Below are 15,712 nucleotides of genomic sequence, written 5' to 3'. Positions count from 1 at the left end.
CGGTGCGTCCTTGCCCTGGCGGCTGTCCAGCCCGTTACGAATGTCCCGCATTCAGGGTGGCGCGTTGGCGCGCATCCATCCTAGAATCCTTGGAGGAGGTGGAGTATCATGAATACGCTCACCGGCGTGGACCCCCAAGCACTCGACGATACGTCCCCGTCGAATCGCGCGGATGCACTCGGTCCGGAGGCACCTTTCCATTGCGGTGGTCTCACGCGCGCTGAGGAGGAAGTGCGCACGCTGAGGGCTGTCGTAAAGTCGCAGACCTCCATGATCGAGCAGCTTGGTGTTGCTCAGGCGCTCGTCAATTGCGCCCTCGATGGCATCACGCTCACGTCCCTCGACCGCCGCGTTACTTATGCGAACGCAAGCTTCAAGGCAATGAGCGGGTTTGGAGAGAGCGCCGTCGGCCGCACGCTCGAGGAGTTCTACGATCCCGAGAATTATGCAAGGCTCCAGGCGGAAGTCGTCCCTGTGCTCTTTACCACGGGCGCATGGAGCGGCACCCTTCGAATCAGGCGTCCGGATGGCAGTGAATGGCTGGGACAGACCTCCGCCTTCCTCGTCAGAGACGCCGCGGGGGCGCCCGCGGGAATGGCCGGATTTTTCCGGGATGTCACGACGAGCACGGCCGAGCGCCTCCAGCTCGAGCTCCAAACCGAGCTGGTCAAGACCCAGCAGCGGGCCCTCCGCGCGCTCGGGACTCCGCTCTTGCCTATCGCCGACGGTGTCGTGGCCATGCCCCTCGTCGGAGATATCGACGACGCGCGGGCAGAGGAGATCCAAAGGGCGCTCATCGACGGCATCGCTTCGCACCACGCGCGGGTCGCCATCCTCGACATCACAGGCGTGAAGCTCATGGATGCCGAGATTGCAGATGCGCTGGTGAGCGCCGCGAAGACTGCCCGGCTGCTCGGCGTTGAAATCTTGATGACCGGCATCAGCTCCGCCGTCGCGAAGACCCTCGTCGAAATCGGAGCCGAGCTTTCAGGCATCGTCACACGCGGAACGCTCCAGAGCGGGATCGCGTATGCGCTATCGCGGCGCTGAGGCTCAGCCAGTTCCTACCGCGTAGTCCTGTTGGCAAGGGGGAAAGCGTGACGCGAACAACGATGATCAGCACGGATGCGCCTCGTGACGGAACGGTTCACTCCCTCTTCGAGGCGCAGGCCCGAGCGGCACCAGACATGATCGTGGCCGTGCACGAGGGGCGAACACTCACCTATGGCGCGCTCGATCGCAGCGCCGGACGGCTCGCACGCAGATTGCGGCGGTGCGGGGTGGGACCGGGCGTGCTCGTCGGCATATCCTTGGCCCGGTCACTTCCGATGCTCGTGGGCATCCTCGGCGTTCTCAAGGCGGGGGGCGCTTATGTTCCCATGGACCCCACATACCCCAAGGAGCGCCTGCGATGGATGCTCCACGAGACCGAGGCACCGGTGCTCGTCGCGCAGCCGGACCACGCGCGTCAGCTCGGATTCCAGGGCGACGTCGTCCCGCCCGACGACGACAAGGCGAACGGAGATGCCGACCTTCCATCGGGCGATCCGTTCCCAAATCCCACATCCGAGGCCCCGGCGTACGTGATGTTCACGTCCGGCTCAACGGGCCGCCCGAAGGGCGTCGTCGTGCCCCATCGCGCGATCGTCCGGCTCGTCGTGCAGACCAATTACATCGAGTTTTGTCGCTCCGACCGCGTCATGCACGCTGCGAGCCTGTCCTTCGACGCGTCCACGTTCGAGATATGGGGCGCGCTGCTCAACGGCGCGCGCCTCGTCCTCGTCCCGCAAGACACGTTGTTGTCGCCCGCCGCTCTCCGCGCCGCCAAGGACCGCGACGGCATCACCGTGATGTTCGTGACGACCTCGATCTTTCATCATCTGGCGAGCGCCGATCCCGATATCTTCTCGGGCCTCGAATATCTCGTCGTCGGCGGGGAGACGCTCGACCCGAAATGGGCTCGTGCCGTGCTGCGTACCGGCGGCGTGAGACGACTGATCAACGGGTATGGTCCGACCGAGAATACGACATTCTCCACGACGCATCTCGTCCGTGATGAGCCCCATGACGCCTCGAGCATCCCGATCGGTCGGCCCATCGCAAAATCCACCGCCTACGTGCTCGATCCGGACCTCTCGCCCGTTGCCGCGGGTGTACCTGGCGAGCTTTATGTCGGCGGCGACGGGCTCGCCATCGGGTATCTTCGCCAGCCCGAGCTCACGGCCGCTCGTTTCATTGCGGATCCATTTTCGAGCAAGCCCGGGGCGCGGCTCTACCGTACCGGGGACTTTGCTCGTTATCTCCAGGACGGCACCATCGACTTCCTCGGGCGACAAGATCGTCAAGTCAAGATCCGCGGCTTTCGCATCGAACTCGGGGAGATCGAGGTGGCGCTCTGCGCCTGTCCCCTCGTCAAAGAGGCCGCCGTGGTCGTGCGGGAGGACGTCCCCGGCGACAAGCGCATCGTGGCTTATGTCGTCGCCGACGCGAGCGTCGACACGAAGCAGATTGGCGCCCACCTCGAGGCACGCTTACCAAGCCACCTCCTCCCCTCACACACCGTACTTTTACCCGCTTTCCCCCTCTCGTGCAATGGCAAACTCGACGCCGCCGCCCTTCCGTCGCCACGGGACGTGCGTGCACGGGCCGAATTCGACGAGGCGTCGCCTCCTTCCACGAGCACCGAGATGCACCTCGCACGAATCTTTAAGGATATCCTCCGCATGGATGGCATCCACCGGGAGGACTCCTTCTTCGACCTCGGAGGTGATTCCATCCTTGCCGCGCGGCTCATCGTCCGTATCCGCCAGGATTTTCGGGTTGACTTGCCCGCGCGATATCTCTTCAACGCGCCGTCGCTCGCGCACCTTGCGCAGAAGATCGACGATGCTCGACGCGGCGTCTGCAAGGACGTCGCGTCGAGCACGATCGCGTCGTTCCACGACGACGTCGAGCTCGATCCGAGCATCCGCCCAGGTACTGCGACCCGCCCGAGCGGCCCTCCCCGGCATATCTTCTTGACCGGCGCCACCGGTTTTCTCGGCGCCTTCCTCCTGCGCGATCTCCTTCGACATACACGCGCGGAGATCCGCTGCCTCGTGCGCGCGGAGGATACGCAGGCGGGCATGGAGCGTATTCGCGCGGCGCTCACGATGTACGGACTGTGGCAGCCGCAGCACGAGGCACGCATTCTGCCCATTCCTGGCGATCTGAGGCAGCCGCTCCTCGGGCTCGATGCGCCCCAATTCCACGCCCTGGCCGGGCAGATCGACACGATCTACCATTCCGCCGCCGAGATCAATTATGTCAAGCCCTACCACGCGCTCAGGGGCGCGAACGTCTCGGGGACGTGTGAGGTCCTCCGGCTGGCGTGCGCGATCCGGCAGAAGCCGGTGCATTACCTATCATCGATCGGTGTCGTCGGCCATGTGGGTTATTTCAAGGGCGTGAGCGTCGTGTACGAGACCGACAATTTCGCGCACGGCGCGCCCTACCTCGATACGGACATGGGCTACTCACAGAGCAAGTGGGTCGCCGAGCAACTCGTCTCCACGGCGCGCTCGCGTGGGCTCGCCACGAGCATCTTCCGACCGGGGTTCATCATGGGCGACACGACGACGGGCGCCGCCAACCTGAACGATTTCGTCTGCCGGTTGATCAAGGGCTGCATACATGCGGGCTGTTATCCCGACCTGCCGCGCCAACGCAAGGACTTCGTCCCTGTCGATTACGTGAGCGCCGCCGTCACGCGCATCTCGCTGAACCCTGCAAACCTGGGCCGGACGTACCATCTCGTGCCGCCGGTGGCCGAGTCGCCTGATCTGCAGGGCTTCTTCGAACTCCTGCGCGGCGCCGGACATGCGCTCCGGAAGCTCCCGTTTGCGTCTTGGCTCGAATGCGTGGTCGATTCGGCCGGGCGCTCTCGGAGCAGCCCGCTGCTTCCGCTCATCCCGATGTTGACGGAAAAGGTGCACGAGGGGCTCACGCGATGGGAGCTCTACGAAGGCATGCCGGTCTTCGATGACACGAACACGCGCCATGCGCTCGCGGATACCTCGTTATCATGTCCACCGCTCGACGCCAGGTTGCTGCGCGTCTACCTGGCCTATCTAGGCGATCGCACGCGCCACCGAGGGGCGCCGTCCGGCAGTGCCGCGCACGCCGCACCACGTAGCGGCGTCGTCGTCCGGTGTCCTGCAGGGCGCTCATGTTCCTCCGTTGGCGTCGCTGACCCGAGGCGACGGCGAATCCATAGCGTGCGTAAGTCCACGCACAACAGATTGCGTTCGAAGCTCGGCGGGACGCGTTGATGGGTCTTCGCGTCGAGCCGCGAAGATGGTAGATGCCCGGCCCATGAGCCAGGCCACGATTCGTCGCGCCACGCCCGCCGATACCGAGACCCTGCGCGCGCTTGCCTGCGCGACCTTCGTCGAGACCTTCGGCCACCTCTACCCGCCCGAGGACCTGCGCGACTTCCTCGAAACGGCCTACGCCGAGGACAGGGCCCGGGGCGAGCTGTCCGATCCGGCGCAGGCCATCTGGCTGGCCGAGGCGGATGGCCGCGCCGTCGGTTATGCCCACGTGGGACCGTGCAAGCTCCCGCACGAGGACGTCACGCCCGCGTGCGGCGAGCTGAAGCGCCTCTATGTGCTGAAGACCGAGCAAGGCTCCGGTCTGGGCAGCCAGTTGCTGAAGCTCGCGCTGCATTGGCTGGAGCGGCCGGGGCGCCTCCTGTGGATCGGCGTGTGGTCGGAGAACCACGGCGCCCTGCGGCTTTACGGCAGGCTCGGCTTCGTGAAGGTGGGCGAATACGAATTTCCGGTCGGGCGTGTGCGGGACCGCGAGCTCATCCTGCGCCGCGGCTAAGAGCCGACGCGTCCCCTAGCGCGCCGGCGCACACGAAAGACGCGGCACCCTACAACGAGGCCGTGACAATCCTGCTGCGAGCAGCACTATCTCGACTGCCAGCGAGATTGACCCCGGAATGCAAAGGACGGTACGGTGTCCTTGCCATGCGAAACCAACACAGTAAGCGCACGAAATGGGCAGAGCTGTGTCGCTCGAATGAGTTCAGCGGGCGGTGGGTGGCGCTTCAAAATGTCCAATACAAGGCCGGCACGATCGAGCCGCACGAAGGGGACGTGGTCGACAGGGATACGGATATCGGCCTGCTATGCAGCCGGATGAGAGCGTCCGAACACAAAGAATGCGTGATTCTACACTGCGGGAACGACGGCAAGCCATGACCCAGGCCGCCCGTCCTCCGTAGGGAACGCGGGTTTGGCTCGGTCCATACGCCCATTTGAGTCACACGGGCCATGCGAGCTCTCGGGGCCAGCAGCGCATCCCCGGAGGGACACGCTCGCCCCTCTTGGAGGACCCTCTCGATCCTCCCCAACGACAGTCCCATCCCCCCGAAAAACGCTCTCGTCCCTTTTCGAGAACAGCGTCATCCCTCTTCAAGAGGCCCTCGCCCCTCTCGGAGGACGCTCTCGTCCCTCCCCTTGAAGGGGAACCATCCTCTCCGAGACCCTCCCGACCCCCGTCGGAGAACCCCTCGTCCCTTCCGGGACAGGGTTCTCCTTCACCACGAGGACACGCTCGACCCTCTTGCAGGAGGGTATCGTCCTTCCCCGGAGGTCCTGTCCTTCCTCCCTGAGACACCCGCGCCCCTTCCGGAGGGGGGTCTCCTCCCCCTCAAGGACACGCCCACCCCTCTTGCAGGAGGGTCTCACCCTCCCGGAAGACACGCGCATCTGTCTCTGGTGACCGTCTCACCCCTCCCGGAGACAGTCTCAACGATGCGGCCGCCTGCTCGCTACCCACCGAAGGCACCACGCCGAGCGTACCCGCGGTCACCGAGGAGGATCCGAGAAAACACGCGCGCTCGATGCTAGCATCGCCCCCGCGAAGCGAGGTCAAGGGGCGGGAGGCACGAACGGCGATGGTGCAGAACGAAAACAACGGCCCCCCCGAGGCGCATCCCCAAAGCCCGGACCCCGATCTCCCTTTGGCACGGACGGCCAGCGCGGAATCCCTCGCGGGACCGGGATCCGAGGCGGAGGCCGGGTCTTTGCGGGCCGGCTCCAGCATCAAGCACTACGAGCTCATCCGCAAGCTGGGCGAGGGCGGCATGGGGGTCGTGTTCCTCGCCCGCGACACCAAGCTCGGCCGCCTCGTCGCCATCAAGGTCCTGCTCGAACACAGCGGCCAGGGCGCCGAGCGTTTTCTCGCCGAGGCGCGGGCCACCGCCCGCTGCAAGCACGAGAATATCGTGGTCATCCACGAGGTGGACGAGCACGACGGATACCCGTACATGGTGCTCGAGCACCTCGAAGGCCGCACCCTGAGCGCCTTTCTGGCGCAACGCGAGGTGCCCGGCGCGTTCGAGCCCCGCTCCCCCGCGGACACCCGAAGCGGGCGCGTGTCGCCGAGCCTCGCGGTCGAGCTCGTCCTGCCCGTGGTGCGCGCCCTCGGCTGCGCCCATCAGCTCGGGATCGTGCACCGCGATCTCAAGCCCGACAACATCTTCCTGACCGGCGGCGGGCATGTGAAGGTGCTCGATTTCGGCATCGCCAAGCGGTTCGAGGCCGAGGAGCTCTCCGCCATCACCGCCTCCCGGCCGCCGCTCGTCAAGGGCGCCGGCCTGACCGAGGACGGCGCCCTCCTCGGCACGCTCCCGTACATGTCGCCCGAGCAATGGCGCGCCGAGGACATCGACGCGCGCAGCGACATCTGGGCCGTCGGCATCATTCTCTTCGAGCTTTGCACCGGGGCACACCCGCTCGCCCCGGCCAATCTGTTCCAGCTCTCGCAGGTCGAGATCCTCGACCAGCCCATGCCCAGCGTGAGCGACAAACGCGCGGACGTGGGCCCGCTCGGCGCCGTCATCGACCGCTGCTTGCGGAAGCACAAAGACGAGCGCTTCGGCTCGGCCGAGGAGCTGCTCGCCGCGCTCGAAGCCGTCTTGCCCGGTCGAAAGTCACTCACGCCGAGCGAGGACGAGAGCCCCTTCGCCGGCCTCTCCGCCTTCCAGGAGGCGGACGCTGCGCGCTTCTTCGGCCGCGATCGCGACGTCGCCAGCGTCCTCGGGCAGCTCCGCCACCAGCCGCTCGTGGCCGTGGCCGGGCCCTCGGGCGCGGGCAAATCGTCCTTCGTGCGCGCGGGCGTGATTCCGGCCCTGAAGCGCTCGGGCGAACGCTGGGAGACCTTCCTCCTGCGCCCGGGGCGCCGTCCTCTCGCCGCGCTCGCCGAGGTGCTCCTTCAAATCGCGGCGGCCGCGCCGGAGAGCAGCCGGGCGGGCGCGAGCGAGCCGAGTGATCCCGAGGATCTCGTGGCCAGCCTGCGCACGCAGCCGGGGCTCCTCGGGGCGCGCCTGCGCTCGCGCTGCCGCCGGCAGGGGAGCCTGCATCGCATTCTGCTCTTCGTCGATCAATTCGAGGAGCTTTATACCCTGGGGACCGACCCCGCCGAGCGCGCGGCGTTCGCCGCCTGCATCGAGGGCGCGGCCGACGACGCCTCGTCCCCGCTGCGCGTCATTCTCTCCATCCGCTCCGATTTCCTCGATCGCATGACCGAAGATCGAAAGCTGATGACCGAGGTGATTCGCGGGCTCTCGTTCCTGCCGCCCGTGGGGCACGAGGGGCTGCGCGAGGCCTTGACGCGGCCGATCGAGGCCACGGGGTATGGCTTCGAGAGCGAGGAGATGATCGAGGGCATGCTCGGCGCGCTCGAACGCACGCAGAGCCCGCTGCCCCTCCTGCAATTCACGGCCGCGAAATTATGGGAGGCGCGGGATCGGGAGCGCCGCCTGCTCACCCGGGATAGCTACGAGCAGCTCGGCGGGGTCGCGGGGGCGCTGTCCACGCACGCGGACGCGGTCCTTTCCGGGCTCTCGTCGCTCGATCAGCGGCTCTGCCGGGCAGTCTTTCTGCGGCTCGTCACGCCCGAGCGCACGCGCGCGGTGGTGAATTTGGAGGAGCTCTATGCGCTCGCCGAGGACGGCCGCGCGGTGGAGCAGGTGGTCCATCACCTCGCCGACGCGCGGCTCCTGCTCATCGAGACCTCCGGCGGGCGCGAGGGCACGACGGTGGAGATCATCCACGAGTCGCTGGTCGAGCGGTGGGCGAAGCTCAAGCAATGGCTCGACGAGAGCGAGCTCGACGCGCAGTTTCTGGCCCGGCTGCGCGCCGCGGCCGAGCAATGGGAGGCGAGCGGGAACGCCGAGGGTTTGCTCTGGCGGGATCGCGCGGCGGAGGAGGCGCGCGTGTGGCTCGAACGCCGGCGCGCGCAGGGGCGCGAGGCTTCGGCGGTCGGGTTCGGCGGACGCGAGGAGCGTTATCTCCAGGCCGTCGTCGCGCTCTCCGTGCATGCGCGGCGCATGCGCAGGCGGATCGCCGCGGGCACCGTCGTCACCCTCGGCGCCATTGCCCTCCTCGTGTCGCTGCTCGCGAGTCGAGCGAACCGAGAATCCGCGCGCGCGGATGAAGCGTCGGCGCTCGCCCAGGGCGAGGCCCGGCAGACGCGCAATACCACCCGCATGGCCTTGGCGCGCGAGCTCCTGGAGACCGATCCGACGACCGCGCTTGCGCTTCTGCGCGAGGTCGAGCCTCCCGGCGTGCCGCACGAGTGGTCCGATCTGGCGCTGACGGCCTTGCACAGCGGGCTCACGCTCGTGGTGCTCCACCACAACGACAGTGTCTTTTCCGCGGCGTGGAGCCCCGACGGCAAGCGCATCGCCTCCGCGTCGCGGGACAAACTCGCGCGCGTGTGGAGCGCCGATGGAACCGGTGAGCCCCTCCTCCTGCGCGGCCACGACAGCGCGGTCAATGCGGTCGCCTGGAGCCCCGACGGCAAGCGCGTCGCCTCCGCCTCCGACGACAGGACGGCGCGGGTGTGGAAGGCCGACGGGACCGGCGAGCCCCTCGTCCTGCGCGGGCACGAGGATGCGGTGAGCTCCGTGGCCGTGAGCGCCGATGGAAAGCGCATCGTCACCGCGTCGTTCGACAGGACCGTGCGGGTATGGAATGCCGATGGAAGCGGCGCACCCCTCGTCCTGCGCGGCCACGACAATGCCGTCCTGTGGGCGGATTTCAGCCCCGATGGCAAGCACATCGTCAGCGCCTCCCAGGACAGGACGGCGCGGGTGTGGAAGGCCGACGGGACGGGCACGCCTCTGATCTTGCGCGGGCACGAGAACAAGGTGCGTTCAGCGTCGTGGAGCCCCGATGGCAAGCGCATCGCCACCGCGTCGGAGGACAAGACCGCGCGGGTGTGGAATGCAGACGGGTCGGGCGAACCTCTGATCTTGCGCGGACACGAGGGCTGGGTCCGTTCGGCGAAATGGAGCGCCGACGGCAAGCGCATCATCACCACGTCCGACGACAAACGGGCGCGGGTCTACAGCGCCGATGGCGTGGGCGAGCCCTGGATCCTGCGCGGTCACGAGGGCTGGGCCCGTTCGGCGGAATGGAGCCCCGATGGCCGGCGCATCGTCACCGCGTCCTCCGACAGGACCGTGCGAATCTGGGACGCCCGGAGGATGGGGGAGCGGCGGGTCTTCCGCGGGCACGAGGGCGCGGTCTCTTCCGTGGCGTATAGCCCCGGCGGCGAGCGCATTCTCACGGCATCGGAGGACGGCACCGCGCGGGTGTGGAAGGCCGACGGGTCGGGCGAACCTCTGATCTTGCGCGGGCACGAGAACTGGGTCTCCTCGGCGGCGTGGAGCCCGGACGGCAGCCGCATCGTCACCGCCTCCGAGGACCGGACGGCGCGCATATGGAATGCCGAGGGGACAGGCGAGCCGGTGGTGCTTCGCGGGCACGAGAGCGCGCTCAATGCGGCGGCGTGGAGCCCTGATGGCAAGCGCCTCGTCACCGCCTCCGAGGACCGGACGGCGCGCATCTGGAACGCCGATGGAAGCGGCGAGCCGCGGGTCCTCCGCGGGCACGAGGGCGAGGTCCGCTGGGTGGCGTGGAGCCACGACGGCGCGCACATCGTCACGACGTCCTCGGATCGGACCGTGCGGATATGGAATGCCCATGAAGCGGGCGAGCCACGGATCCTTCGCGGACACGATCATTGGGTCGAATTCGCGGCATGGAGCCGCGATGGAAAACGCATCGTCACCACGTCCTCCGACAGGACGGCGCGCGTGTGGGACGTCGAGGGGACGGGCGAGCCGCTGGTGTTGAATGGGCACGAAGGCTGGGTCCGTTCGGCGGCGTGGAGCCCGGACGGCAAGCGTATTGCCACCGCCTCCGTGGACAAGACCGTGCGGATCTGGAATGGCGATGGGGTGGGCGAGCCGGTGGTCCTTCGCGGGCACGAGGGCTGGGTCTCCTCGGTGGCGTGGAGCCCCGACGGCAAGCGCCTCGTCACCGCATCCGACGACCAGACCTTGCAGGTGTGGAACGATCTGATGCCGCTCGTCAGCCCCGAGGACCCGCAGCTATGGGCCGCGACGCCCTACTGCGTGCCCGTCGATTGGACGGCCAAGCACCTCGGCTTGACCGAAGAGATGGCCCGCGCCGAGCAGCAGACCTGCCAGCGTCGCGTCGAAGCGGCCGCTGGCGGCGCCTCACGATAACACAGGCAGCCCTACGCCCAGACCAGCGGCAGGCTCGTGACGGCCAGGTTGAAGCCACCCGTGAATCGCGGCGGCGCCTGGGGGTCGAGCCGGAACGGCGGGACGCGCTTCAACCACTCCTGGTAGAACACCTTCATCTCCAGGCGGGCCAGATTCAGACCGACGCACCGGTGGGGGCCCGCGTTGAACGTCATGTGCTGCTCCGTCCGGCCCAGGATGAACTGCTCGGGGTTCGGGAATGCGGCGTCGTCGTAGTTCGCCGCGGGAAGGAGCAACAACAAGGCGTCGCCTTCCTTGAGCTGGACGCCATGACAAACGACGTCGCGCGTCACGCGCCGGGGCGGGCACGCGACGCCATAAAGACGCAGCAGTTCCTCGACGGCGCCGGGCAGGAGGCCGGGGTCGGCCCGGAGCTTCGCCTGCAATTCCTGATCACGCGCCAGGTGACGGACGCCAAAGCTCAGGGCATTCACCACGGTGTCCAGCCCCCCGAGGAACAGGGTGATGCTGTAGCCCAGCATCTCCTGGAACGTGGGGTTGCGGCCATGGATGTTCGCGTCGAGCAGCCGGCTGATCAGGTCGTCCTCGCGCTTCTCCTGCCGGAGCTTGATGGACTCCGCCAGGATCCCCGCAATCTGTTTGAAAATCTGCGCGCGGGTCGCGTGATCCACCGTGGCGGAGGTGGCCTGCGTGGCGAGCTCACGGAACTCGGTCAGGCGGTTCGTCGGCATGCCGGCGAGCTTCATGAAGAGCGTGACGGGCAGCGGCTCGGCGATGTCCGAAAGGAAGTTGCAGCGTCCCGCGTCGAGCACATTGTCGATGAGCTCGTTCGTCATCGTCCGGATCGCCGTCTCGAGTCCGGCGACGGATTTGGCCGCCAGCGGCTGGTTGAGGGGGGCTCGGTACGCCGTGTGCTGCGGCGGATCCGTCGAAATGGGCAGCATCAGGAAGCCCGGCTGCGGGGCCGCGTGGTCCCCTTCCCCCGCGTGCGGCTCCGAGGCATGGAAGAGGCTGTTGCTGTAGAGCTCCGGGTTCATCGTGATGTCCACGATCGCCTGCTTCCGGGTCACGAACCAATGGCCCCCATTGTGCGGGGAGAAGAAGATGGGCGGCGCCTCGAGGATGAGGGAGCGCATCCGGCCGTGCGGATCCTCGAGCATCCGCGGATCTCGGCTGCTGTCGTAGTCGTACACCAGCTCCGGCGGGACGTGCGCCGGAATCTTGTCCAATTTCTGTCCGCTGAATGCTTGCATGTTCGAACCTCTCTCGGGATTGCTCATTCACTCGTCTGCGAAAGGGGAAGACGGACCACGAGTCCATCCAGCGCGGGCGTCACCGTGAGCTGACAGGTCAGGCGGCTGTTCGGCCGGACGTGATAGGCGCACGCGATCATTCCCTCTTCCGCCGCATCGGGCGGGGGGACCTTCGTCAGCCAGGCCTCGTCGACATACCCGTGGCAGGTCGCGCAACTGGCGAAACCTCCGCACTCGGCGACGATGCCGGGCACGAGGTTGTCCATGGCCGCCTGCATGACGGACTGGCCCTCCTGCGCGTCGACCACGTGCTCCTTCCCATCCGCCTCGATAAACTTGATCTTCGGCATCATGTCCTCCTGGATTTCTTGTGGGATTCGATTGTCCTCAAGCGACGAGGCTCGCGAGCGGGACGGCCGCGTCGCCCATGCGGGTGACGTCCACCTCCGCCCGGCTCGCGACGAGCCGCTTCGCGGCCATGAACTCCGCGGGACGGCCAACGACATCCGCGGCGAGGAGCCGTTTGTCCTTGAGATAGAAGGCCGAGAATTCCTTGCCGCCGGCAGAGCCTCGCGTGACGCATTGGTCGTAGCCGGCGGAGAGCCCCACCATCTGCAGCTTCAAGCCGTACTGGTCCGACCAGAACCAGGGAATGGCGGCATAAGGCTCCCGCTTGCCCATCAGGGTGGCGGCGGCGACGCGCGCATGCTCGATGGCATTGGGCACGGATTCGAGCCGGATGCGTCCGCCCGTGATGGCGCTCGGCTGGTTCGCGCAGTCCCCGATGGCGAGGATGGCCGGGTCGGCCGTGCAGGCGTATTCGTCGACGACAATGCCGTCGTCGACGGCGAGGCCCGCCCCGGAGGCAAGCTCCGTATTCGGGACGAGGCCGATTCCCACGAGCACGAGGTCCGCATCGATCTGCTCGGGTACGCCATCACGAACGACGCGGACGCCGCGCACCTGGCGCCGCGCCTCGTCGAGCTCCAGGCCCTGCACCTCGCAGGCGAGCCGGAACTCCACGCCCCGCTCGCGGTGAAGCTGCTCGACGAAGGAGGACACCTCCGGCCCCGTCACGCGGGCGAGCAGGCGAGGCGCCGCCTCCAGCAGCGTCACCCGCAGCCCGAGCTGCACGGCCACGGCCGCGACCTCGAGCCCCACGTAACCGCCACCGATGAGGACCAACCGGTTGCCCGCGACGAACTTCGCGCGCATCGCCTCGATATCGGCGATCGATCGCACCGAGAACAGGTTGTCGAGCGTTGCGCTCTCCAGCCCGGGAAGGCGCAAACGACGCGCGCGGCCTCCCGTGGCCAGGACGAGTTTGTCGTAGGAGAGCCGGCTCCCGTCCTGCAGGGCGAGCTCGCACGTGGAGCGGTCGATGGCTTCGACGCGCGTGCCGAGCCGGAGCTCGATGTCGAAGCGCTCGTAGGTCGCCAGGGGCTTGAGGTAGAGGTCGGTCAGCGCCGCCTTTCCAAGCAGGAACCCTTTCGAGAGCGGAGGGCGCTGGTAGGGCGGATGCGGCTCGTCTCCCAGCAGGACGACCCGCCCCGCGTAGCCCTGCTTGCGTAACCCGGCCGCTAGCTCGCCACCGGCCTGGCCGGCTCCCACGATCACGATGCGCTCATCCATGTCCGCGACGTACCTCTCGTGCGTCTCAAGGCAACTCGTAGTTGCCATAGTACCCAGCACCGAGGTATTTGGCAACAACGAGTTGCCTTTGTGGCAAATCTGCGCGAAAACTACGGAAGATCCGTTAGGTAGACTCAGGCCATGCAGCACGAGAGCAGCCCCCCGCCCGGTCCTCGAACCCGCCGCACCGAAGGCACGCGCATCCGTGGACGCGCCGAGCGCGTGGTGTCGGCCGTGCTCGCCGCGACGCACGAGGAGCTCGGGCGCGTGGGCTACGGCGCGCTGCGCATCGAGGATGTCGCGGCACGCTCGGGGGTGAACAAGACGACGATCTACCGGCGCTGGCCGACGAAGGCGGAGCTCGTCGCGGCGTCCCTGCGCGCGGCCAACGAGGAGCAGGAGACGCTGGATACGGGCACGCTGCGCGGAGATCTGCTGGCCGTGGTGATGACCTCCGTGCGGATGTGCCAGACGCCCACGGGCCGCGGCATCGTGCGGATGCTGCAGATGGAGCGCGCGGATCCGGAGGTGGAGGCCATTTCGAGGGCCCTGCGCGATCGACGCCGGCTGCGCAACACGGCCATGCTCGAGCGCGGCATCACGCGCGGCGAGTTGCCCGCGGACGTGAACATGGAGCTCATCCTCGACCTGATCTTCGGGGGGATCTACGGGCGCCTCATCCAGCGCGGCGAGGACGTCAGCGAGGACTACGCCGCCGCGGCCATCGACACCGTGCTCGCGGGCGCCCGCGCAGGTGCGGCGCGCCTGCCCCGGTGAGACGGGCGCGCCCGATCGTCCACCGCCTCAGGGACGCGGCGTACGCGCGCCGATCGTCCAGCAGGCCGCGGAGAAGCGGACGTCCGCTCCGTGCACATAGGGCTCGAAGGCGGCGCGCACTGTCTCGATGACCTGCACGCGCGTCCGATCGTCCGCCTGTTGCAGGATCAGGCCGACAGGACCGAGCCGGGTCAGGTAACGGACGAGCTCGCTCTCGGGCAGGGTGCAGGCGACGTCGATCGGCTGGATGTCGATCTCGGCCCAGCCGCTCGCCTCCAGGAGGGAGGCGACCCGGTGCCGGTCCGCGAAGGCGAACTGCCCCACGGGCGCGTCCGGCCGGCGGGCGGGGAGGTTCGGCAGGAGCGGCGCCGCGGCGCGCTCGGCCGTCGTCATGAACGGGTTTTCCGCAGCACTCCGCCAGGCGATAAACCGACACGCGGCGCCGTCCCTCGCGGCGCGCCGCAGGTTCGTAAATGCCCGGACAGGGTCGTCGAAGAACATGACGCCGAAGCGCGAAATGAGCATGTCGAAGCTCGCAGGCTCGAACGCGTGGAGCTGCGCGCTTTCGCGAAGGAAGCTTGCCGGCGTGTTGTCCCGTTCCGCGCGGGCTCGGGCGGCGGCGATCATCGGTTCTGAAATGTCGATGCCAATGCAGCGGCCCTTCGCTCCGAGCAGCCGCGCGACGGCGAGCGTCGTGCTGCCCGTGCCGCAGCCGATGTCGAGCACCTGGCCTCCGGGTCCGGCGGCGACCGCTTCGACGAGCAGGTCTTCGAACGGCTTGAACATCTGATCGAGCAACGCCTGCTGGTCGACCCAGGCGCGTCCGGCAGGGCCGTTCCAAAGCTTTGTTTGTTCGTCCTCGGTGTGTTGCGCAACAGCCATGGTCGTCTCCTTTGCTTGCCATCAAGAAGCGGAAGCTGCACTGTGCCAGTTCAAGTCGACTTGAGGTCAAGAGGATGAGAGACCTGGACATCGCTGAAGTGGCGCGGCGGTCTGGCGTTCCTGCCTCGACGCTGCGGTTCTATGAGGAAAAGGGGCTGATCGCCTCGATGGGCAGGCGGGGCCTGCGCCGTCTGTTCGATCCCGGCGTGCTGGAGCGGCTGGCGCTCATCGCGCTGGGGCGCACCGCCGGCTTTTCGCTCGACGAGATCGCGCTCATGTTCGCGCCGGACGGGCAGCCGCGTATCGATCGGCAAATGCTCACGGCCAAGGCGGAGGAGCTCGACAAGACGATCCGCGACCTGAGCGCGATTCGCGACGGCCTGCGGCACGCCGCTGCCTGCCGCGCGCCGAGCCACATGGAATGCCCGACCTTCCGCCGCATTTTGCGGGCCACCGCATCGGGAGCGACGGGAGTGCGAAGGAAGAAGGCTCCGCAGCCGCCGCGGGGTTAGCACGATTCTGCCCATGACGCGGGATGCGGTGCGCCATTGAGCCGGCGCGTCGCCGCTGAATACGCCAT

General features: G+C 67.6%; 10 protein-coding genes. 6 read left to right on the top strand and 4 right to left on the bottom strand.

Features of this window, described 5'->3' with window-relative positions:
* Nucleotides 1-108: 108 nt before the first annotated feature.
* The 4 genes from POL67_RS05300 (at nucleotide 109) to POL67_RS05285 (ending at nucleotide 10,588) form a co-directional block, all read left to right on the top strand.
* Nucleotides 109-1,050 (top strand): STAS domain-containing protein, encoded by a 942-nt coding sequence (locus POL67_RS05300; protein ID WP_271915952.1) that lies wholly within the window; start codon nucleotides 109-111, stop codon nucleotides 1,048-1,050.
* A 62-nt stretch (nucleotides 1,051-1,112) separates the two neighbouring features.
* Nucleotides 1,113-4,310 carry an amino acid adenylation domain-containing protein gene (locus POL67_RS05295; RefSeq protein WP_271930751.1) on the top strand — a complete coding sequence of 1,066 codons (3,198 nt, stop codon included), beginning with the start codon at nucleotides 1,113-1,115 and terminating at the stop codon, nucleotides 4,308-4,310.
* A 43-nt stretch (nucleotides 4,311-4,353) separates the two neighbouring features.
* Entirely contained in the window at nucleotides 4,354-4,866 is a 513-nt protein-coding gene (locus POL67_RS05290) for a GNAT family N-acetyltransferase (protein WP_271915951.1), read from the top strand.
* A 1,078-nt stretch (nucleotides 4,867-5,944) separates the two neighbouring features.
* Nucleotides 5,945-10,588 carry an nSTAND1 domain-containing NTPase gene (locus POL67_RS05285; protein ID WP_271915950.1) on the top strand — a complete coding sequence of 1,548 codons (4,644 nt, stop codon included), beginning with the start codon at nucleotides 5,945-5,947 and terminating at the stop codon, nucleotides 10,586-10,588.
* An 11-nt stretch (nucleotides 10,589-10,599) separates the two neighbouring features.
* Here the strand turns inward: POL67_RS05285 and POL67_RS05280 are convergent, their stop codons facing one another.
* Genes POL67_RS05280 through POL67_RS05270 form a run of 3 tightly spaced genes read right to left on the bottom strand, consistent with a single transcriptional unit; the run spans nucleotide 10,600 to nucleotide 13,473 of the window.
* Nucleotides 10,600-11,841, bottom strand: coding sequence for a cytochrome P450 (locus tag POL67_RS05280; protein WP_271915949.1), 1,242 nt, complete (start codon nucleotides 11,839-11,841; stop codon nucleotides 10,600-10,602).
* Nucleotides 11,842-11,864: 23 nt separating this feature from the next.
* On the bottom strand, nucleotides 11,865-12,194 hold the full coding sequence (locus tag POL67_RS05275; protein WP_271915948.1) for a 2Fe-2S iron-sulfur cluster-binding protein: 330 nt from the start codon (nucleotides 12,192-12,194) through the stop codon (nucleotides 11,865-11,867).
* Between the two features lie 34 nt (nucleotides 12,195-12,228).
* Nucleotides 12,229-13,473: an NAD(P)/FAD-dependent oxidoreductase gene (locus POL67_RS05270; RefSeq protein ID WP_271915947.1), complete on the bottom strand. Its 1,245-nt coding sequence runs from the start codon at nucleotides 13,471-13,473 to the stop codon at nucleotides 12,229-12,231.
* Between the two features lie 141 nt (nucleotides 13,474-13,614).
* Here POL67_RS05270 and POL67_RS05265 point away from each other — a divergent pair, with 141 nt between their 5' ends.
* Complete coding sequence (locus POL67_RS05265; protein ID WP_271915945.1) at nucleotides 13,615-14,250, top strand: TetR/AcrR family transcriptional regulator; 636 nt, start codon at nucleotides 13,615-13,617, stop codon at nucleotides 14,248-14,250.
* Nucleotides 14,251-14,277: 27 nt separating this feature from the next.
* Here POL67_RS05265 and POL67_RS05260 read toward each other — a convergent pair whose 3' ends face one another.
* Nucleotides 14,278-15,132, bottom strand: coding sequence for a class I SAM-dependent methyltransferase (locus POL67_RS05260; protein ID WP_271915944.1), 855 nt, complete (start codon nucleotides 15,130-15,132; stop codon nucleotides 14,278-14,280).
* An 11-nt stretch (nucleotides 15,133-15,143) separates the two neighbouring features.
* Here POL67_RS05260 and POL67_RS05255 point away from each other — a divergent pair, with 11 nt between their 5' ends.
* Complete coding sequence (locus POL67_RS05255) at nucleotides 15,144-15,644, top strand: helix-turn-helix domain-containing protein (protein WP_276075421.1); 501 nt, start codon at nucleotides 15,144-15,146, stop codon at nucleotides 15,642-15,644.
* Nucleotides 15,645-15,712 lie beyond the last annotated feature (68 nt).

It is taken from the genome of Polyangium mundeleinium, from assembly GCF_028369105.1.
Taxonomy (GTDB): domain Bacteria; phylum Myxococcota_A; class Polyangia; order Polyangiales; family Polyangiaceae; genus Polyangium; species Polyangium mundeleinium.
This window is presented reverse-complemented; position numbering and strand designations above follow the sequence as displayed.